Source organism: Bordetella tumbae (assembly GCF_965139195.1).
Taxonomy (GTDB): Bacteria; Pseudomonadota; Gammaproteobacteria; order Burkholderiales; family Burkholderiaceae_B; genus Bordetella_A; species Bordetella_A tumbae.
Window position 1 is genome coordinate 154139 of sequence record NZ_CBCSJH010000004.1, and the last position, 19246, is coordinate 173384.

Consider the following 19246-nt stretch of genomic DNA (forward strand, 5'->3'; position numbering starts at 1 on the left):
GCTCTCAAGGAAACGTTGCTTCGCCCCAGGCGGTCTCCTTCCGCTCGCGGATGAGATCTGCCGCCGGGACGATCAATGATCAGTGGCTGTGTTGCAGAATACGGGAAAAGCCCGGCGGGAATGCTTTGGGGATACTGATGCGGTTCATCGGAAAAACGAAACGTCTCCCAGGCCCGGTGATATCTGTCTGACGCCATTCGGCTATGACACGGCTGTGCAGCGAATGGTGCATGCGCATTGGCGCGAGGGGTATTTGCTTTTTCCTAAGCCCAGCGTCCGAAAAACGAAGTTATCAAAAAGCGGAAGTTTGATCACACTGCATTCCACCCGTGATCGAGTCTTTTTGTGCGACTTGAGTCATTGCCCGCGTTTTTCGTGTTGGGTTCGAGAGAGAGCTCTCGGTTCTATTTAGGAAATAAACAAATGTCAGTTGAAAAAATCAATACGCTGGTGATTGGAGCCGGTCAGGCTGGCGTCGCGATGAGCGAGCATCTCGGTTTATTGGGTATCCCTCACATTGTGCTGGAGCGCAAGCGTATTGCTGAGCGCTGGCGTTCAGAACGCTGGGATTCGTTGGTGGCCAACGGACCGGCCTGGCACGATCGTTTCCCGAGTTTGCAGTTCGACGATGTTGGCCCCGAGGTGTTTCCGCCCAAAGAGCGTATGGCACAGTATTTTGAAGACTACGCAAAAATGATCAAGGCGCCGATTCGCACCGGCGTAGAGGTGAAACACGTCAAGCGTAATGATGGTCGTCCGGGGTTTACGGTGACTACGACGGATGGCGTGATCGATGCGATGCATGTGGTCGTTGCGACGGGGCCGTTTCAGGTGCCGAGCTACCCCAGAATTATTCCTGACGGTACGGGTATTCAGCAACTTCATTCCTCGGCGTACAAGAACCCGGGGCAGTTAGAGGACGGCGCGGTCTTGGTGGTTGGCGCAGGCGCCTCTGGCTCTCAGATCGCGGAAGAGCTGCGCCAGGCAGGAAAAACGGTTTATCTGTCGGTCGGCGAGCATTATCGTCCTCCGCGGTCCTATCGTCAGCGTGACTATGTATGGTGGCTGGCCGCGCTAGGGATGTGGGATGAGGTGAAAACCAAGCCGAAACGAACCCATGTGGCTTTTGCGGTCAGTGGCTATGAGGGAGGGAAAACCGTTGATTTCCGTCGGCTGGCACAGATGGGTATCACTCTGGTCGGCATTACCAAAGGCTATGAGAATGGCATCGTGAGCTTTGAAGAAGGCCTGGGACGCAACATTGCACAAGGCGATGAGGATTATTTTGAAGTGTTGCGAGAGGCCGATGCGTTTATCGAACGCAATGGCCTGGATCTGCCTCCGGAGCCGGAGGCCTGGAAACTGTTGGAAGATCCAGAGTGCCTGAAGAACCCGTTGCTTGAATTGAACCTGGCTGAGGCGGGCATCAAGACCGTGCTTTGGGCGACGGGGTTCAAGTTTGATTTCAGTTGGCTGGAGGTCGATGCGTTTAATGACAAGGGCGAGCCTTTGCATAAGCGTGGCATCTCGGCAGAGACGGGTATTTACTTTTTGGGTTTGCCGAATCTCACCAACCGGTCTTCATCATTTATCTGGGGGGTTTGGCATGATGCCAAGTTTATTGCTGACCACATTTCGGTGCGTATGGAATATCTGGCGTATACAAAAGAGTAGGTTGGCTTGATCTGTAGGTTAAATAATCAGGGCTCCAAGTCGTGTGATTGGAGCCCTGATGGCGTGCGGCTTTGTCAACGCTAACCGTACATTCGCACGGCTTACGAGGATGCGAAGCCGCAGGAATTGCCCGTGTAAACCAAGGTTAAATCAGGCAAGTCTCAATCAGCCGTGATATTTGCGTCTTTAATGACCTTGGCCCATTTCGTGAATTCCCCATTCAGAAATTGACCAAATTGCTCGGATGTGCCGCCAACCGGCTCGACGCTTTGTGCTGCAAAGATTTTGCGTACGTCTTCTTCTTTCAGGATGGCATTCAATGTTGTGTTGAGTTTCTCGACAATCTCAACGGGTGTGCCAGAGCGCACGACCAGACCGTACCAAGCTGTCATGGCATAGCCCGGGACGCCTGCCTGTGCAACGGTGGGAACACCAGGCGCATAGGGCGAGGGTTCGGCGCTGGTGACCGCCAATGCACGCATCTTGCCCGACGTGACGTAGGGCATGAGGTTGGGCGTGTTATCGAACATGATGTCGACTTGGCCGCCCAACAGGTCGGTGGCCATCGGCGCACCGCCTTTATAGGGGATATGCACGAGATCTACTTTCGCCATGGATTTCAGCATTTCCATGGACAGGTGAGGTGACGAGCCGACGCCGGACGAGGCGTAGCTGAGCTTGCCTGGATGTTTGCGCACATAGTCCAGCACCTCTGCCAACGATTTGTACGGCGATGCGCTGTTGACGACGAGCAGGTTCGGCGTCTGGCCCAGGAAAATCAACGGCGTGAAATCACGGGCGGTATCGTAAGGCAGATTGCTACGCAGCGCGGGGTTGGTGCCATAGGCAAAGGAGACGACCAGAATGGTGTAGCCGTCCGCAGGCGATCGTGCTGCATTCGTGGTGCCTAGTTGAGAACCTGCGCCAGGTTGGTTTTCAACAAGCACGGGCTGCCCCATGGCGTCCGACATTTTCTTGGCGAGCAAACGGCCCACGGTATCGTTGAACCCGCCCGGCGGTTGCGGAACGATCATGCGGATGGGCTTGTCGGGGTAGGCTGCATGGGCGGCAGGGGCGGCACATATGCCAAGCAATGCAGCGGCCAGTCCCGTGGTTTGTGCGAGTTTGCGCGCGAATCCGGTTGCGCGTCCGACGAATGAATAAGGCATGTTGTCTCCTGAAAAATAGAGCCGGTCCGTGCGCATCTAGCGTGGCACTTGAGAAGTGGACGAGCCGGCGTTGTGTTTAATAAGCCGGGGCGGCAGCCTGCTTGGCTCGAGCCTGGTCCAATTGGGCGAATAATTGTTGTTGCGCGATAGCGAGCAGACGGCCGTCATTGGAGACGGTCAGCATCTCGAATTTTTTGTCCGCCATGTACACGGCGTATTCGATAGGCGAGCAGTGCATGACAGCGAATTTGCCGGCCTGTTGTGCGCGCGTGCGGATATCTTCGATGACGGCCAATACCTCGGGCGTGCTTTGGTCATCGACGGGATCAAAGCCCAGCGACAGGCTCAGATCGGCAGGGCCGATATAGACGCCGTTCAAACCCGGTACGGCCAGAATGCCGTCCAGGTTTTCCAGTGCCTGTCTGGTTTCGATCATGGCGATGGTCAGCACGTTGTCGTTCGCGCCTTTCCAGTAGTCCGCTCCCGCATACAAGGGCGCGCGCGTGGGTCCGAAACTGCGGGCGCCCACCGGGGCGTACCGGCAATAGCTGACGAATTCCTGGCATTGCTCGGGCGTGTTTACCATGGGGCAGATGATGCCGTAGGCGCCCGCGTCGAGGATCTTCATGATGATGCCGGGCTCCAGCCACGGTACGCGCACGATAGGGGTGACGTTGGTAGTGGAGATGGCGCGCAACATCTGCACCGTGGTTTCGTAATCCGACAATCCATGCTGCATATCGATGGTCAGGCTGTCCCAAGGCTGATGAGCCATGGCTTCGGCGACAGCGACGCTGCCTAGTGTCAGCCAGCCATTGAGGGCTGGTACGCCCGTTTTCAATCGGGCGATCAGTGGATTGGTGCGCATGTGATTGTCTCGTGGGAAGGAAAGTTTTATGATAACAATTAAACCATTAAAGAATTAAACCATAAGACGAAAAGGATACGAGTATGGGTTTACCCCAACCCCCCAAAGATTCACGCCGCGTGGGTTTTATTGGTGTGGGCCTGATGGGCCACGGTCTGGCAAAGCACGCGCTGGCACACGGGTATCTGGTGTCGTTGTTGCTGCGCAGTCCGGCGGCGCGCGAGCGCAATACTGACCTGTTGGAGGCCGGGGCGACCGTGCTGGATACCGCGGGCAGTGTGGCTGCGCAATGTGATGTCGTGATCATTTGCGTCACGGGGTCGCCGCAGGTGGAAGAAGTCATATTCGGCCCGTCTGGCTTGCTGTCGCAGGTGCGTCCCGGCACGGTGGTGGTGGACTGCTCGACCTCATTGCCAGAATCCTCCCGGCGTATCGCTGCGGCTCTAGAGACCGCAGGGGCGCATTTTCTGGATGCCGCGCTGACGGGGACGCCGAAGGAAGCCGAAGAAGGGCAAGTGAACCTGTTGGCAGGCGGGGACCCCGCGGTGTTGGATCAGGTGCGCGATGTGTTGTCGTCGTTTTCGCGCCAGATATACGAGTGTGGCGGTGTAGGTGCAGGCCACAGTGTGAAGCTGTTGCATCAGTTTGTGGTGTTGAGCAACGCGGCAGTGTTGGCGGAGGCGTTTTCTTGCGCGCAAAAGACGGGCGTGAATCTGCAGACGCTATGTGGTGTGATTGGCTCTGGCGGCGCGAATAGTACGGCGTTTCAGCGCTTGAGCGCATTCGTGGCCGAAGGCAATGATCAGCTATTCCGCTTTTCCTTGGCAAACGCGTTAAAGGACATGCAGTACTACACGCGTATGGCGAGCGATGCGCAGGTGGTGTCCGCTGTGGCGGGCGTGGTGCATAACAGCTATGCCGTGGCCAACAATGTGGGGCTGGGCGAGCGGTATGTGCCGCATCTGATTCAAAGTCTGAATAAAATGAACGGCAATAAATCTGCTTAAAACCCTGAAACCTAGGTAATCCATGACCCTACGCGAGCCCGGCATCGGCACTGAACTGAGCAAAGGCAGCACGCTGACCGACAAGCTCAGCAAGGCGCTGCTGGACGTGATCAACGCGGGCGAATTTCAGCCCGGCGAAAAGCTGCCCACGGGGCAAGAACTGGCGCGCCGATTCGGTGTCAGCTTGACGGTGGTGCGCGAATCGATTTCCACGCTCAAGGCCGACGGCATCGTGGAAACGCGCCAAGGCGCCGGCGCGTTCGTCAGCAAGTCAGCACACATGCGGCCGTTTCGGATTACGCCTTCGGGCGCTTCGGAGGATCAGCCGGCCATTGGTCCAGAGCAGATTTTCGAATTGCGCACTGGCGTGGAGATGCAGGCGGCCGCCTTGGCTGCCGAACGGGGCAGCGATGCACAACTCGCGGCGATTCGCGATGCTTATGCGGCGATGCAGGCCGATATCGAAGCCGGCGGTGATGGGGTGAGTGCGGACATCGTGTTTCACCGCGCGATCGCGGAGGCCGCAGGCAACGCCTTGTTTGGATCGTTCCTCGATTTCCTGGGCGGCTATATCCGGGAAAGCATCAAAGGATCCCGGCAGGATCAGGCATGGGTAGAGCATCAGGATGCGGTCATGCAGGAACATCACGCCATTATGGAAGCGATTTGCCGGCGTGATGGGCAGGCGGCTCGCGATGCCGCCCACGCGCATATGGCCAACTGTCTGCAGCGCTGCCTGCCGTAGCGGGCGGCGCTGGGACGGCCGGTGTCCCCCTTACATCCGCAGGCCTAGCGACAGCATGAAATTACGCGGATCGCCGTAGTAATTGCTGATGCCTGTCGCATCGACCTTGCGGTAGTACACCTTGTCGAACACGTTGTTGACGTTTAACTGCAGGCGCACGTTTTCGTTGAAATCGTAGCTGGCCATCAGGTTGTAGACGGCATAGCCACCCTGGCGGGCTTCGATGCCTCGGCTGGTGGCGTAGGTGCTGCTTTGTGCCTGCACGCCGCCGCCGATGGTCAGGCCGTGCAAGGTACCGGGGAAGCGATAGGTGGTGAACAGACGCAGCAGGTGGCGGGGATCGAGGGTACGAATGGGTTGCCCGATGTTGGTGTCGGACGCATCACGCACATATTTGGTCTGGGTGTTGGTGTAGCCGGCCATGATGTGCCAGTTCGGCGTGATCTCGCCGGTCAGTTCCAGTTCCCAGCCTTGGCTGCGCGTTTTGCCACCTGCGACTTTGCAGTAGCCGTTGGGGTAGTTTGGCAGGCAGGGATTGGCGCTGTTGGCATCGTCCATCGCGCGGCCCGTGTTGTTGATGCGGAATACCGACGCGCTGAAATTCAGGCGGCCATCGAGGAATTCGCCCTTCAAACCGGCCTCGTAGTCTTCGCCGGTGATGGGGTCCAGCAGATTGCCGGTCGCATCGTAGGCGTCTTGCGGCACAAAGATCTCGCTATAGCTGCTGTAGAGACTGAAGTTGTCGTTCAGGTCGTAGATCAGGCCGACATAGGGGGTGATCTCTCGATCGATACTGTAGTTGCTGTCGGAATCGCCAGGGACTTTGTAATCCCACCATGTGGCGCGCGCGCCCAGCAGAACGGTCAAGGGATCCGTGACTGAAATGCGGCCTACGGCATAGGCGGCTTGTTGTTTGACGATGTTATTCGTGGCTTCGTAATAGGAGCCAGCGGTTTCATCGGTTGGTTCGGGGTAGCTGGTATAGGGATCCCAGTCGCGGATGTCGATGTTGCTCAGGGGGCCGAGATTGAAGTAACCGCTCGACCCGGTGGTACGGGTGTAGTTGCTTTCCAGGCCGACGGTCAGGTGATGTTTGCGGCCGAACATTGCCAACGGACCATCGGCCACGAGCGCGAGCGCGTTTTGATCGCTTGCGGAGTCGGGATAGACCGATGTCGTCACGTTATACAAATACGGGTTTGTCGTGCTGGCGCGCGTGATGTAACTCTGCTTGAAACCGCCATCGAAATAACGGAATCGCGTGTTGGCGGCACTGGCTTTGACTTTCCAGTCGTTATCAAAGCGGTGTTCCAGTTCCAGCGAGGCTTGCTGGTTGTAGCGGTTCCAATGATTCCACGCGGCGCCCAGATAGGTGTCTCGCGAGAAATGCAGTGAGCTGCCATCAAAATCCCGAGGCAGTCCCCCCCATGCGCCCGTGGCTTTGAGTTCGGTGTGTTGGAAACTCGCGGTGAGGGTGGTGTTGTCCGTCAAATCGGCTTCGAGCACGCCATAGAACACACGGCGTTTTTCTTCGCGCGCATCCTGGAAAAAATCTTTGTTGTCTAAGACAGCGACGACGCGGCCACGCAGGCTGCCGGATTCATTCAGCGGGCTGGAAATGTCGGCCTCGACGCGGTTGCGATCCCACGAGCCTGTCATGAGTTTGACGCCGGCCTGGAATTCAGGCGTGGGGCGTTTACGGACGAGGTTGACGGTGGCCGATGGGTTACCCGATCCACGTAGAATGCCGGCTGCACCGCGCAGCACCTCGACGCGATCGAGAACGGCCGTATCGGGTTGAATAAAGGTCGAGCCCGATTGGTAGACGTTCAAACCATCGATCTGCAGAGAGTCGATCTGAAAACCGCGCGAGTAGTAGGTGACGCGTTCGCTGTCGGTGTAGTCCACTGTGACGCCCGGCGTATTCTGCATCACGTCGTGCAGGTCCGGCATGTCGCGATCGTCGATGAACTGGCGCGAGATGATGGTGACAGGCTGCGGTGTTTGGCGGATCGATGTCTCGCCTTTGAATACCGAGGTCGTATGGCCGCCATAATTGCCCGAGTTTTCGGTTGACGCCATGGATGAGGCTGTCACGGTCACAGGAGCCAGCGTGACGTCGCCGCTGCTGCGAGGCACGGGTTTTCTTTCAAGCACATAGGCGCCGTTGGCGCTGCGCCGTGCTTGCCAGCTCGATGCAGCGAGCACTCGCCGCAGGCCTTCGTCTACCGTGTAGCGTCCTTGTACGCCCGGCGAGGTCTCGTTTTGCAGCGCATTGGCGTCGAATGTCAGCGCGATGCCGGCCTCGGAGGCAAACTGATTGATCGCGGGCAGCAGCGGGCCCGCTGCAACCTGATAGGTCCGTACGGCGACCGACTCCGCTGCGGGGGCTGCGTGGGTCGCGAGCGGCGCCAGATTGAACGACATGGTCGTGCTCAGCATGAGCAAGAGCCTGGCTTGTGGGAAAACGCGCGTGGATGAGGACGAGAGGGTTGGCTTCGTGGGCAGGTGTCGGAGCGGCATATTGAAACGGACGGTGATCGTCAATGTTCACGGATACCAAGGAGGCCGAATGACGCCGCGATTTCTTGCAAGCCAATTTGTTTCTGGTTGAAACCAGCGGCGCTGGCCCGATGACTTCACGAGGTTCGAAATGTGATTTGTGCGGCGAGCCCCCTCAGGCCCGCGGTTCGATCCAGGTGAGATAACGTGTCAGCCGCCGTACCTGCACGGGATAGCTGTTTTCCAGAGCGGCTAGCGCCAATTCCGGTTTAAACAGGGGAAATACGCCAGAGACTTCCACGTTTGCCAGACTGTCATCCAAGAACAGATAACCGCGCTGGTAAGCCTGGAATCGCTCGACAAATCGCGGCAGGCGCATGTTGGTAGCCACCAGCGAGCCATTGCGCCAAGGCGCAAAATTGCTGGCGGCCAGCGCATCATGCTTCTCGACAGGCCCGGCCTCCAGGTCGCGGTCCTCGAATGTCGCGCGATGACCCGCCCGGATGATCATCGGGGCGTCCGGCGCACCTCTCGGGCTAACGCGCACAGCATGTTCGTTGACCCAGACCTTGCTGTGCGTATCGGTGACGCGGACCATGAATTCGGTGCCTAACGCTTCGACTGTGCCATGGCGGGTCTGCACAATAAAGGGCCGTGATCGGGCGGCGTTGTCGGCATGGGTATTGGTGTAGAGACGGCCGGCGCGCAAGACAATACGACGGACATCGGCAGTGAAATCTACATCTGCCGCACTGTTGGTATCCAGGATGGCCACAGTGCCATCAGTGAGGGGCAGGGGAGCAACCTCGCCGATAGCAGTACGAAAATCAGCCGTCCATCTGGCGCGGTGAGCATCGTCACTCATCCAGAATCCCAGCGGCAACAGCGCACCGCCGGCTGCGGCCCAACTCAGCAGCCGGCGCCGTCCGTGATCGACATTCTGCAGGGTCGGCAACGCGACATGGCCGGGTACCGCGGCGAACTGTTGCTGCACTGCTTGTACTTTTGACCAGGCGTTGCGATTCTCGGGATGACGCGCCATCCAGGCCGACCAGGCCGCACGTGCGGCCTCATCCGCCTGCGACGCTTGCAGGCGGGCAAACCAGCGAGCCGCTTCTTTTATGGCAGTACGTTGTTCGGCAGTGGAGGAAAGTGAGACGGTCATGATCGTGCTCAATCCAAATCCATCACCAGGCAGCAACGTTCCATGGCCCGGGCCATATAGTGACTGACGGTCCGTTCCGAGATGCCCAGGCGCTGCGCGATGGCGGGATACGTGGCGCCCTCGATGACTGATAACAAAAAAGCTTGTTTTACTTTGGCTCCCAGGCCGTTGAGCATGCGGTCGAGCTGGACGAGTTGTTCCTGGATCAATGCTTGTGCTTCAAGCGACGGCTGGTGTTCGACCGGTAATGTCTGCAGAACCTGCAGATAGGCTTGTTCCAACGCACGCCGCCGCCACAGGTCCACGACCAAGCCACGCGCAATCGTGGTCAGGTAGCTGCGTGGCTCTTGTATGCGGTCAGCCAGGCGCGATTGCAATACGCGCACGAACGTGTCGTGCGCGACATCGGCCGCATCATGTTGATCGCCCAATTTGCGGCGCAGCCAACTGTTCAACCACGTATGGTGGCTTTGATAAAGCGTGCCGACGCATTCAGTGGCTGATGGGGGCAACGATCGTGCAGGGACGGCAGGCAAGGGCATCGGGCATGCGCGGTTAAGTTTTGTAATGAGAACGTGTCTTATTAGTGATTATATAGAGGTTCATGGCGCAGGTGGTCGCTCTGTGCCGAGCCATGCAGCACGCCGACTGCGCCGTGCTCTGGACGGCGGCAGCGACGTGAGAGGAAATTGCCGAGTGTGCACTGCATTGGTGCGTCGGCAGACCCAAAAAGTTGAAGGGCGTGTTGCGGCCGGGCGCCGCGTCAGAACTGATAGCTGACGCTCAATCCTGCGCTCCAGTTGCGACCTGGGGCGGGTTCAAAGTAGCGGTCATTACCATCATTGACGATGACTGAACCTACGTAATCGCGGTCGAACAGGTTGTCTACGCGAGCATAGGCGTTCCATTCCCAAGGGCCTTGGCGCCAGAGATAGCCAGTAGAGACCGAGGCTACGAAATAGCCGGGGGCCGTGTCGCTATTGGCGTCATTCACATAGATCTTGCTGAGGTAGCGGCCTTCGATGCCGGCGCGCCAGCCTTCTGCGGGGGCCCAGGCAAGGGCTCCGTACAGCATTTGGCTGGCGATGCCGGGGATCTTGTTGCCAGCGCGAATATCCGAGTCATCGACGCTATCGCGGTAACGCGCGTTGATCCAGGTGTAGGCTAGATCAGCGCGCCAGTTTGAGTCGATGGTGCCGCTCCAACCCAGTTCTGCGCCATCGCGGCGCGTCCGCCCGGCGTTGCGATACGAGGTCCGTCCATTCAGGCTGCCTGCTGAAACGATCTCGTCGCGGGTGTCGATGTGAAAAGCTGCCAGGGATAGGATGCCGTTGCCGAGTTCGGTCTTTATTCCTGCTTCGTAGTTATTGCTCAACGCGGGCTGCAAGCCCAGGTTCAGGCCCGATTCGCCATCAGGGCGATAGGATAGTTCGTTGGTTGTCGGGGTCTCAAAGCCGCGGCCATAGGAAATATAGGCCATGGTTTTCGGCGTGAACTGGTAACGCAGCGCCGCCATGGGCAGCGCCTTGCGATAACGCGTCGAGCCGCTGTCGTCGCCGTTGGCTGCGTTTACGTAATGGTCGTCGGAGTCAAAGTCGATCGTGCTGTAACGAAGTCCGGCATCCAGGGTCCAGTCCGGTGCGAATTGCCACGAGGCCTGCAGATAAGGATCCAGGCTGTCGACGTCGTTGGTTTCGTTGCGACGCAGTGCGCCTTTGACGCCGAGCTCAGTCGGGGCGCTGGCGCTGCCTAGAAAATTTTCATAGCCTTTGCGCCGTTCGCTCAAGGTGTCGTACGACACGCCGCCAATCAGGGTAAAGGGCCGGCCCGCCAGGCTCAGATGCGAGGTCCAGCGCAGATCGGCCCCGGCATATTCGCGCCGCAGATCAATGACACCGCCGGATTGTTGGGGATTGGCTTGGATGATGGCCGGAATGGATTGATATTGCACGGTGTGGCGCTGGCCGTAATACACCATCGCGCGCAATTCGTTGTCCGCGTCCATTTGCCGTTCGTACACCAGGCCGCCCTGGGTTTGCTGGACGGTTTTGCGGGTGTTGTATTGGTCGGCTTGCGGTGCAGCCTGCCGCGGATCGGATTCGTATTGCTCGCGAGTCAAGCCCAAGGGATCCTGAGCCGTCAGGTCGACACTGTTGGCCACGACCGTCAGACGGCTGTCGTCATCGAGTTGGATACCCAGCTTGGCATTGCCCAGGTTCTTGCGTGCGCTGCTGTGATCGCGATAGCCGTCGGTGGTAAAGCGGTTGGCGCTGACCACGTAGTCGAACTGGCCCGTTGCGCCGCTAGCCTTGGCGCCATAGTGATATGTGCCGTAGCTGCCAGCGCCGAAGTTGGCTTGTAGGGCGGGAGGGGCTTTACCCGTTTCGGTCTCGACCAGCAGCACACCACCGGACGCATTGCCATAGAGCGCGGAAAATGGGCCTCGCAGGACTTCGACGTGATCCGCCGATGCGATATCAATGTTGGACGTCTGGCCCTGGCCATCCGGCATGGTGGCCGGGATTCCGTCGACAAAGATCTTTATCCCTCGTACGCCAAAGGTCGAGCGGGCGCCAAAGCCACGTATCGAGAGCTGCAGGTCCTGGGCGTAATTCTGCCGATTCTGAATCTGCAATCCAGGGACGCTGCCCATGCTGTCGGATAGATTGATCTGTAGATTGTCTGCGCGCAATTGAACGCCGTCGACAATGTTGACCGAGGCAGGCGTGTCCAGCACATTGGTGTCATAGCGGGTACTGGTCGTGATGACCGGCTCGAGCGTAGGCGTTTGTGCCAACGCGGCCGAAGCGCTGAACCACAATGTACTGTGGCAGGCTAATCCAAACCATGAGAATCGGTGCGCTGATGGTGAATGAGGCATGTGTGGATGCGTGATGACGCCAGGCACTGCAGCCCAGATATGACACGGCCGTATGTCCAAAAAGGCGAGCATGCGCAAGAGACGTGCCCGGTATTTTTCAGGATGAACGGGATGCGTGAAGGATAGAGTCGAACAGCAACTCTACAGCGAGTCAGGCGATACATAAGACTTGCCAAGCTTCAAATTGTGCCTTTGCATCAAACTCCTTTAGGGGAAAACCATACAACGGGTCTAGTTATTGTGTGTGCGTTGGATGGCTCCGGCGCCATCCAACGTTGCTACTTACTTCGCTTTGACGCTGTTGGGTTACGGCGTTGCGGTCGGGGGCGGGCAGTTGAGATGTCGGCGGCTGGCAGGCTTTCTTCCAGTACGCCGCGTGATACTACCCAGCCTGCTTTGTGATGCCTGCGGAGCATTTCGCGCAAGACCGGTCCCGCACGATCACGCAGCGCGTTGAGCATCTCGCCATGTTCGCGCACGGCTTGGTGCCAACGCGCAGGTTGTTGATTACCTGCGTAACGATAGCGGCGTATACGCGCGCATTCTGCGGTATAGATGCGTGAGAGCACGGGGTTGCGGGCGGCATCGACCATGCGTTGATGGATGGCTTGGTTGATCTGGAAGTAGGACATCAGGTCGCCCGCATCGTGGGCCGCCACCATTTGCATATGCAACGCCTCTATTTCTGCGACCTCGCTGTCGGTGATCAATTCACAGGCGGGTTCGGCGGCCAGGGCTTCGAGCCCGCTCAATACCTCTATCGCGGCTTCGACTTCGAGCAGGGACAGGGCGGTGACCACCGCGCCGCGATTGGGCTCCAGGGTCAGCAGACCCTCGGCCGCGAGGATCTTGAATGCCTCGCGCAACGGGGTGCGGGAAATCCCCTCGAATTGCTCCGACATGACGCGTTCGGACAGGCGTTGTCCGGGGGATAGGGTGCCTGACACGATCAGCTTGCGCAGCTGTGCGGCGACCTGGTCGGTGCGCATTCCATCCCGGCTGGAGGGTTTGGCCGGGGCCAGGGGTTCAGTATCTGGTTTCATCTCGTAATCAGTACTTTTGTGCAAAGTGCATGCAATCAATCAATTTTTAGCCTAATATTCGGCCTGTCATTCAACTGAAATGCCAAGATTACATGCAAAAGTGCATGTAATTCGCGTTTCCTTAGAAGCGCATTGTCGCTTAAGCGTGCTTATTTCACTCCATGGACTATCTGCATCGTTATCACGGCGTCACTCAGCCTATCGAAGTTTGCGTTATCGGAAGCGGTGGCTTCGGACGGAGTTTCCTCGCGCAATCACGGCGTGTGCCGACGATCAGCGCCCGTGTCGCCGTCGACCTGACGTCGGCCATCGCGGCAGACGCCTGGCTTTCGATCGGTGTCGACGCTGCTCAGATCGCGCAGTGTGACACGGCGGAGCAAGCCGTGAAAGCCTGGGAGCAGGGCCTGTTCATTGCCGCGAGCGATGCCGCTGCCGTTGTCGGTTTGCCGTTGCAGGTCATGGTGGAGGCTACCGGTCACCCCGAAGCGGGTGCCCGTCATGCGCGTCTGGCGATCGAGGCGGGTCTGCATGTGGCGTTGGCCTCGAAAGAGGTCGATAGCGTGGTTGGCCCGGGGCTGTCGCGCTTGGCGCGTGCCAAAGGCCGTGTCGTGACGCCGGTCGATGGTGACCAGCCGTCCTTGTTGATCGGCTTGGTGACCTGGGCGCAGGCGATGGGCTTTGAAGTCCTGTCCGCGGGCAAATCCAGCGAATACGACTTCGTTTTCAACGCCGAGGCGAGCCGCATGGACAGCAATGGTGTGTCCGTCGATGTGCCTGGCTTTGGCGATCACTGGGTGATGCCTGGAGGCAAGGCAGTTGAGTGCGTTCAAGCGCGCGCCGCTATTTGCTCGGCATTGCCGCAGCGGGCCGTGCCCGATTTGTGTGAACTGCAGGTCGTGGCAAACAGCACAGGCCTGGGCGTGGATACTGCGGCTTTCCATGCACCTATTGCGCGTCCGAGCGAAGTCCCCGATTTGTTCGCCACAGCGGCCGAGGGCGGATTGTTCCGAGCCAATGGCGTGGTTGATGTATTTCACTGCCTGCGCAAGTCTGACGAGCTGAGTTTTGCCGGCGGCGTGTTCGTCGTGATTCGCTGCGATGACAAGCCAACCTGGGACCTGCTGTTGGGCAAGGGGCATGTCATGAGCCGCGATCAGCAGCGCGCCATGATGTACATTCCCCGTCATTTGCTGGGTCTGGAGGCTTTCAGCAGTGTGTTGGATGCAGCCGTTTACGGGCTGTCGAGCGGCGCTCAGGCGCCTGAACCCCGCTTGGATCTGGTAGCTCGCAGTACGCGAGCGCTGGCTGCCGGCACGGTCTTGACCATGGGCGGCCATCATCACACGATCGACGGCACCACGGCCGAGTTGGTGTCCGCGGCTCCGCTGGCTGCGGGCGTGCCTGCTCCGTTCTATCTCGTTGGCAATCGCAAGCTCGTCCGCGATGTGGCTGCCGGGCAATTGATCTGCTTTGACGATATTGAGATCGATCCGGCGTCGGAGCTGCTGCAGTTGAGGCAACAGCAGGATGCGGCGTTTTTTGCGGCCGCCTAAGCCGCTGCACGCCGCAAGCAGTACGACAAGACTTTGTTTTCATTAATAAATCGCTATACAGGAGACAACATGCGTAGCGCATTTCGTTTTGCTTCTTTGGCTGCCGCCTCGATCGGCGCCTTTGCTGTCACCCTGCCGGCCATAGCGGCCGACTGGAAACCCACGCGTCCCGTAGAGTTCGTCGTGACAGCAGGGCCCGGTGGCGGTACGGATCAGTTTGCTCGCGTGGTGCAGGCGGTGGTGCAAAAGCACAAGCTGATGCCCGTGCCTATCATCGTCACGAATAAAGGCGGCGGTGCCGGCTCGGAAGCTTTAGTCTATTTGCAGTCGTCTGAAGGCGATCCCACTCGCCTGGTGTTCTCGACCAATCTGGCTTATCTGATGCCGATGATCACCAAGGTGGGTTATCAAATTGAAAACATGACGCCGATCGCCATCATGGCGGCCGACGAGTTCCTGCTGTGGTCAAACGCCGACGGCCCCTATCAGGACGTCAAGAGCCTGTTGGACGCCGCGCGCGCCAAGCCGGGTTCGATCAAGGTGGGCGGTGCACAGTCCAAGGACACGGATCACATCTTGACCCGTCAGATCGAAATGACGACTGACGTCAAGGTTACGTACGTGCCGTTCAAGTCCGGCGGTGAAGTCGCCGCGCAATTGTCGGGCGGCCACGTTGATGCCAACCTGAACAATCCGTCGGAGAACGTGTCGCACTGGCGTGCCGGCAAAGTGCAACCGCTGTGTGTGTTCACCAAAGAGCGCATGACCATTGCAGGCAAAGTGCATGGCGACAAGGGCTTTGCCGATGTGCCGACCTGCCATGAGTCGGGTATTGCGATCGAGACGTTCAATATGCCGCGTACGGTCTGGGCAGCAGGCGGCTTGACCCCGGAGCAGGTCAAGTACTACGAGGACGTCATGGACAAAGTTCGTGAACAGCCCGAATTCAAGGCATGGATCGAACGCGGATTGCAGACCGAGATGTTCCTGACGGGGCAGGCGTTGAAGGACTACATCGTCGCCGACGGCAACAAAAACAAAGCCCAGTTCGAAAAAGACGGCTGGTTGGTCAAAGACTGAACCCCGCGGGTGACTCAGCATGAATGGCAAGTCTATATCGATTCAACGCCAAGCCATGGAGGTCACCATGGCTGGTCTTCTGGCCGCGTTTTCCGCAGTGGTCATCTACGGCAGTCTGCAACTGAATTCCGGTTGGAGCAGCACTGGGCCGGAGGCGGGTTATTTCCCCCTGCGGTTGAGCGTGTTGCTATTGATCGTCAGCGTATTGCTGCTGGTCCAGGCCGTGCGCAAACCTGTGCAGGAAGTATTCGTCACTGGCGAGCAGTTGCGACGCGTCATGTCGCTATTTATTCCCACGGTGGTGCTGGCGGTTGCTGCCCCATTTCTGGGTTTCTACGTGGCGTCGGCCGTCTTTCTGGTCTACATGTGCCGGGCACATGGCGGTTTTGGCTGGGGGCGTTCGCTGCTGGTCGGTGTAGGCGCCGTTCTCGTGCTGTACGCCGTATTCGAACTGTGGTTCAACGTGCCGCTGGCGCGCGGGCCACTGGAAGACTGGATTGATACCTGGCGCATTGCCGCCTAGAGATTTGCCATGCTAGATCAACTGAGCTATCTCGCGTCAGGCTTTGACACTGCGCTGAGTCTGTACCACATTGGGTTAATGGCGGCGGGCGTGCTGCTGGGCATTCTGGTCGGCGTGCTGCCCGGCCTGGGTGCGCCGAACGGCGTGACGCTGCTATTGCCTTTGACGTTCACGATGGAGCCGGTGGCGGCCATCATTTTGTTGTCTTCCATGTACTGGGGCGCGCTTTTCGGCGGGTCGACAACTTCTATTCTCTTTAACATTCCGGGCGAGCCATCGTCGGTGGCGACGACCTTCGACGGTCATCCGATGGCGCGCAAGGGGCTGGCGCCAGAGGCCCTGGCTACCGCGTTCATTGCAGCGGGCTTCGGTGCCATGGCGGGGGTGATTGTCGTTACCCTGATTGCCAATGCGATCGCAGATTTTGCGCTGAAATTCGGTCCGCCAGAGTTTTTCGCTGTGTATCTGTTGACATTCTGCAGCTACTTGGTGAGTGGCGGTTCCCCGCTGAAAACCCTGGCCTCGCTGTTGATCGGTTTGATTCTGGCCACCGTGGGCATGGACACCGTGTCGGGCGAAATGCGCCTGACTTATGGTTCCAACACGCTGGTCAGCGGCATCTCGTTCCTGGCGGCTGTGGTGGGTTTGTTCGGCATTGGCGAGTTGCTGGTCACGATCGAAGAAGGCCTCAAATTCAATGGCCTGCGGGCGCGCATGAGTTGGGGCGTAGTGTGGCAGGCCATCAAGAAAATGCCCAAGCATGGCGTAACTCTCATTCGCTCCACGATCGTGGGATGCTGGATGGGAATCACACCCGGTGGCCCAACGGCGGCATCGTTCATGTCGTATGGCTTGGCCAAACGTTTTTCCAAGTATCGCAATAACTTTGGCAAGGGCGAGCCGGACGGGGTCGTGGCTCCGGAGGCGGCCGATCACTCGGCGGGCGTGTCGGCGTTGCTCCCCATGTTGGCGCTGGGCGTGCCCGGCTCGGCCACCGCTGCGGTGATGATGGGCGGGCTGATGATCTGGGGTTTGCAGCCGGGTCCGATGTTGTTTATCGAACAGCCTGATTTTGTCTGGGGCCTGATTTCCTCGATGTACGTGGCCAATATTGTGGCCGTGGTGTTGGTGCTGGCGACGATTCCGCTGTTTTCGTCGATCCTGCGTGCACCGTTTGCCGTGATTGGGCCGTTGATTATCGTCATCTGCTTGATCGGCGCCTACACGATCAGCGGCAAGATGTCGGACGTGTACATCGCGCTGGTGTTCGGGGTGGTCGGCTATGTCTTTAAAAAGCTGGACTATCCGATTGCGCCATTGATTCTGGCCATGGTGCTGGGCGACAAGACCGAGGACGCTTTCCGTCAAAGTATGTTGTTGGCAGATGGCTCTATGGGGGTGTTCTTTGAGAATGGCCTGGTCGGCACCATCATGACGGCAGCGCTGCTGTTGTTGGTCTGGGGCTTGGTCGGGCGCTTGTTTACGGGCCGCAGTAAACAAGCGATTGCCGAACAGTAGTATCTGAATCGCTAACGACCGGTGAAAGAATAAAGCCCCAGTTCATCAGATGAGCTGGGGCTTTTGCCATGTGCGGATGGTGAAGTCGGAGCACGCGCATTCGCAGCGCGAGCCGCTGGGCTTTACAGCAGCTTGACCAACGCGGGCACACTCAATACGGCGGTGTAATACCCCATGAACTGCACGCCGGTGTTAAAGCCGAAAATACGTGACAGCAGGCCACCCATCAAGCCCATGGTCAGAATGACCAGCAAGCCGAGCAGTTGGCCTTCCCACACGCTGATGACAATGATCAGGCCGACAAAGGTGGCAATGATGGCCTCGTGGCTGACTTTGCGCGAGACGAACAAGGCTGCGCGGCGCGCATAATTCATCGCGAACGGATAGGACACGACCGCCGCCAGAATCACGGCCAGCATGCCGTAACCCAGGAATTCCCAATGGTTCATCAGGTTGTGCAGATTGTGCGTCTGACCTGTTGCGGAATCCACGGTAAAGCGGGGTGGGGCATTGAACAGCGGTGCGGCGGGACCTGCGGCGACGGGACTTAGCGGCAGACCAAATGCGATCAGCGGGATCAAGGCCTCGGCAATGTAAGTGGCTTCGGTGACGCCATTGCGCGCGCTCAATACGGTGGTCAACCGATGATAAGCATGTTTGATCCGCGAGCCGACGATTTCGCCCAGAACGACCGTCATGGCTACAGGACTGAATACAAAGGTCGCGCTGGATACCAGTGCCGTGCTCAGCGTCCATCGTGTCTGGCTGCGATCGAGCACCTTGAACGGGTTGGGGAAGTATCCCGACCAGCCTTTGACGTCGGGAGCCAGATTGAATTTGCGCACATTGTCGCGTGACATCCGTTGGCGGCCCGCAGGCGACAGCACCGTGAACAAGTCCGCAATCAACGGCCCGATGGCAATCCCAAGGAAATAACTGATGCTGAGTTTGACGTCATATTTCGCAGTCAGACTTTGCAACGCCAGAATCACCACGACAAAGGGCACCAACAGCGCGACGGATGCCCAGCGGCCTGCGGAAAAATAGGCGATCAATATCGCGGCGGCCAGGAAAATCCAGGGCGCTGTTTTAGTGATGAACGCGCCAAACGGCGCCAGCATGACGGCAAACAGCACAGCCAGGGGCACCGCGACAAAGGCCGCGATGATGGCGCCAGAAACCATTTTGCGCAGGGCGATATGCGGCACGCCCAGCTTGCGCAGCAGGTTCGCGTCCTGCAGGAGCGGCATGGCCATGGTGTCACCGGGGATGCCCAGCAAGGCCGTAGGTACCGCGTGTGTCATGTGTTTGGCGACGGCGCCGGCCAAGAAGAAAGTAAACACGCCGGCGGGCGGTACGCCCAACAACACCGTCAGCAATGTCAGTGGAGCGAGCGTCGTTGTTTCATCGGTGCCAGACACCAGGCCGATGGCTGCAAAGACCACGGCGCCGATCAGGCCCATGCCCGCCGCGACCGCAATCTGTTCGATCAGATGAGGATCCATGAAGTGATTCCTT

At 58.6% G+C, this 19246-nt stretch carries 15 protein-coding genes; 7 read left to right on the plus strand and 8 right to left on the minus strand.

The window, feature by feature from the left end; all coding sequences use genetic code 11:
• The first annotated feature begins 423 nt into the window (after nt 1-423).
• Nucleotides 424-1674, plus strand: a complete 1251-nt coding sequence (locus tag ACNA0J_RS07560; protein WP_415818039.1) for a flavin-containing monooxygenase — start codon at nt 424-426, stop codon at nt 1672-1674.
• 161 nt (nt 1675-1835) lie between these two features.
• Here the strand turns inward: ACNA0J_RS07560 and ACNA0J_RS07565 are convergent, their stop codons facing one another.
• Together ACNA0J_RS07565 and ACNA0J_RS07570 are read right to left on the minus strand one after the other, a co-directional pair.
• Nucleotides 1836-2843 carry a tripartite tricarboxylate transporter substrate binding protein gene (locus ACNA0J_RS07565; protein WP_415818041.1) on the minus strand — a complete coding sequence of 336 codons (1008 nt, stop codon included), beginning with the start codon at nt 2841-2843 and terminating at the stop codon, nt 1836-1838.
• Between the two features lie 76 nt (nt 2844-2919).
• Complete coding sequence (locus ACNA0J_RS07570) at nt 2920-3711, minus strand: HpcH/HpaI aldolase family protein (RefSeq protein ID WP_415818043.1); 792 nt, start codon at nt 3709-3711, stop codon at nt 2920-2922.
• 83 nt (nt 3712-3794) lie between these two features.
• Between ACNA0J_RS07570 and ACNA0J_RS07575 the strand changes: the two genes are divergently transcribed.
• Both ACNA0J_RS07575 and ACNA0J_RS07580 read left to right on the plus strand, forming a co-directional pair.
• Nucleotides 3795-4718, plus strand: coding sequence for an NAD(P)-dependent oxidoreductase (locus ACNA0J_RS07575; RefSeq protein WP_415818045.1), 924 nt, complete (start codon nt 3795-3797; stop codon nt 4716-4718).
• 22 nt (nt 4719-4740) lie between these two features.
• Complete coding sequence (locus ACNA0J_RS07580; protein WP_415818047.1) at nt 4741-5463, plus strand: FadR/GntR family transcriptional regulator; 723 nt, start codon at nt 4741-4743, stop codon at nt 5461-5463.
• 30 nt (nt 5464-5493) lie between these two features.
• On the opposite strand, the gene ACNA0J_RS07585 is transcribed toward ACNA0J_RS07580, so the two are convergent.
• The 5 genes from ACNA0J_RS07585 to ACNA0J_RS07605 form a co-directional block, all read right to left on the minus strand.
• Nucleotides 5494-7905 (minus strand): TonB-dependent siderophore receptor, encoded by a 2412-nt coding sequence (locus tag ACNA0J_RS07585; RefSeq protein WP_415818049.1) that lies wholly within the window; start codon nt 7903-7905, stop codon nt 5494-5496.
• Between the two features lie 235 nt (nt 7906-8140).
• Nucleotides 8141-9130, minus strand: coding sequence for a FecR domain-containing protein (locus ACNA0J_RS07590; protein WP_415818051.1), 990 nt, complete (start codon nt 9128-9130; stop codon nt 8141-8143).
• 8 nt (nt 9131-9138) lie between these two features.
• A complete protein-coding gene (locus ACNA0J_RS07595; RefSeq protein WP_415818053.1) occupies nt 9139-9672 on the minus strand; it encodes a sigma-70 family RNA polymerase sigma factor in 534 nt (177 codons plus the stop codon).
• Between the two features lie 221 nt (nt 9673-9893).
• On the minus strand, nt 9894-12011 hold the full coding sequence (locus ACNA0J_RS07600) for a TonB-dependent receptor domain-containing protein (protein WP_415818055.1): 2118 nt from the start codon (nt 12009-12011) through the stop codon (nt 9894-9896).
• A gap of 278 nt (nt 12012-12289) precedes the next feature.
• Nucleotides 12290-13054 (minus strand): GntR family transcriptional regulator, encoded by a 765-nt coding sequence (locus ACNA0J_RS07605; protein ID WP_415818057.1) that lies wholly within the window; start codon nt 13052-13054, stop codon nt 12290-12292.
• Nucleotides 13055-13215: 161 nt separating this feature from the next.
• Here ACNA0J_RS07605 and ACNA0J_RS07610 point away from each other — a divergent pair, with 161 nt between their 5' ends.
• The 4 genes from ACNA0J_RS07610 to ACNA0J_RS07625 all read left to right on the plus strand — a co-directional run bounded on the left by ACNA0J_RS07610 (nt 13216) and on the right by ACNA0J_RS07625 (nt 17728).
• Nucleotides 13216-14607 (plus strand): NAD(P)H-dependent oxidoreductase, encoded by a 1392-nt coding sequence (locus ACNA0J_RS07610; RefSeq protein ID WP_415818059.1) that lies wholly within the window; start codon nt 13216-13218, stop codon nt 14605-14607.
• A 69-nt stretch (nt 14608-14676) separates the two neighbouring features.
• Entirely contained in the window at nt 14677-15687 is a 1011-nt protein-coding gene (locus ACNA0J_RS07615) for a Bug family tripartite tricarboxylate transporter substrate binding protein (RefSeq protein ID WP_415818061.1), read from the plus strand.
• A gap of 19 nt (nt 15688-15706) precedes the next feature.
• A complete protein-coding gene (locus tag ACNA0J_RS07620) occupies nt 15707-16210 on the plus strand; it encodes a tripartite tricarboxylate transporter TctB family protein (protein WP_415818063.1) in 504 nt (167 codons plus the stop codon).
• 9 nt (nt 16211-16219) lie between these two features.
• Complete coding sequence (locus ACNA0J_RS07625) at nt 16220-17728, plus strand: tripartite tricarboxylate transporter permease (RefSeq protein WP_415818065.1); 1509 nt, start codon at nt 16220-16222, stop codon at nt 17726-17728.
• 122 nt (nt 17729-17850) lie between these two features.
• Here ACNA0J_RS07625 and ACNA0J_RS07630 read toward each other — a convergent pair whose 3' ends face one another.
• Nucleotides 17851-19233, minus strand: coding sequence for a tripartite tricarboxylate transporter permease (locus ACNA0J_RS07630; protein WP_094820683.1), 1383 nt, complete (start codon nt 19231-19233; stop codon nt 17851-17853).
• Nucleotides 19234-19246: the final 13 nt, after the last annotated feature.

Excerpts from the sequence above, each read along its gene's own strand:
- ACNA0J_RS07560 (WP_415818039.1), top strand. The coding sequence starts at position 424 with ATGTCAGTTGAAAAAATCAATACGCTGGTGATTGGAGCCGGTCAGGCT.
- ACNA0J_RS07565 (WP_415818041.1), bottom strand. The coding sequence starts at position 2,843 with ATGCCTTATTCATTCGTCGGACGCGCAACCGGATTCGCGCGCAAACTC.
- ACNA0J_RS07570 (WP_415818043.1), bottom strand. The coding sequence starts at position 3,711 with ATGCGCACCAATCCACTGATCGCCCGATTGAAAACGGGCGTACCAGCC.
- ACNA0J_RS07575 (WP_415818045.1), top strand. The coding sequence starts at position 3,795 with ATGGGTTTACCCCAACCCCCCAAAGATTCACGCCGCGTGGGTTTTATT.
- ACNA0J_RS07580 (WP_415818047.1), top strand. The coding sequence starts at position 4,741 with ATGACCCTACGCGAGCCCGGCATCGGCACTGAACTGAGCAAAGGCAGC.
- ACNA0J_RS07585 (WP_415818049.1), bottom strand. The coding sequence starts at position 7,905 with ATGCTGAGCACGACCATGTCGTTCAATCTGGCGCCGCTCGCGACCCAC.
- ACNA0J_RS07590 (WP_415818051.1), bottom strand. The coding sequence starts at position 9,130 with ATGACCGTCTCACTTTCCTCCACTGCCGAACAACGTACTGCCATAAAA.
- ACNA0J_RS07595 (WP_415818053.1), bottom strand. The coding sequence starts at position 9,672 with ATGCCCTTGCCTGCCGTCCCTGCACGATCGTTGCCCCCATCAGCCACT.
- ACNA0J_RS07600 (WP_415818055.1), bottom strand. The coding sequence starts at position 12,011 with ATGCCTCATTCACCATCAGCGCACCGATTCTCATGGTTTGGATTAGCC.
- ACNA0J_RS07605 (WP_415818057.1), bottom strand. The coding sequence starts at position 13,054 with ATGAAACCAGATACTGAACCCCTGGCCCCGGCCAAACCCTCCAGCCGG.
- ACNA0J_RS07610 (WP_415818059.1), top strand. The coding sequence starts at position 13,216 with ATGGACTATCTGCATCGTTATCACGGCGTCACTCAGCCTATCGAAGTT.
- ACNA0J_RS07615 (WP_415818061.1), top strand. The coding sequence starts at position 14,677 with ATGCGTAGCGCATTTCGTTTTGCTTCTTTGGCTGCCGCCTCGATCGGC.
- ACNA0J_RS07620 (WP_415818063.1), top strand. The coding sequence starts at position 15,707 with ATGAATGGCAAGTCTATATCGATTCAACGCCAAGCCATGGAGGTCACC.
- ACNA0J_RS07625 (WP_415818065.1), top strand. The coding sequence starts at position 16,220 with ATGCTAGATCAACTGAGCTATCTCGCGTCAGGCTTTGACACTGCGCTG.
- ACNA0J_RS07630 (WP_094820683.1), bottom strand. The coding sequence starts at position 19,233 with ATGGATCCTCATCTGATCGAACAGATTGCGGTCGCGGCGGGCATGGGC.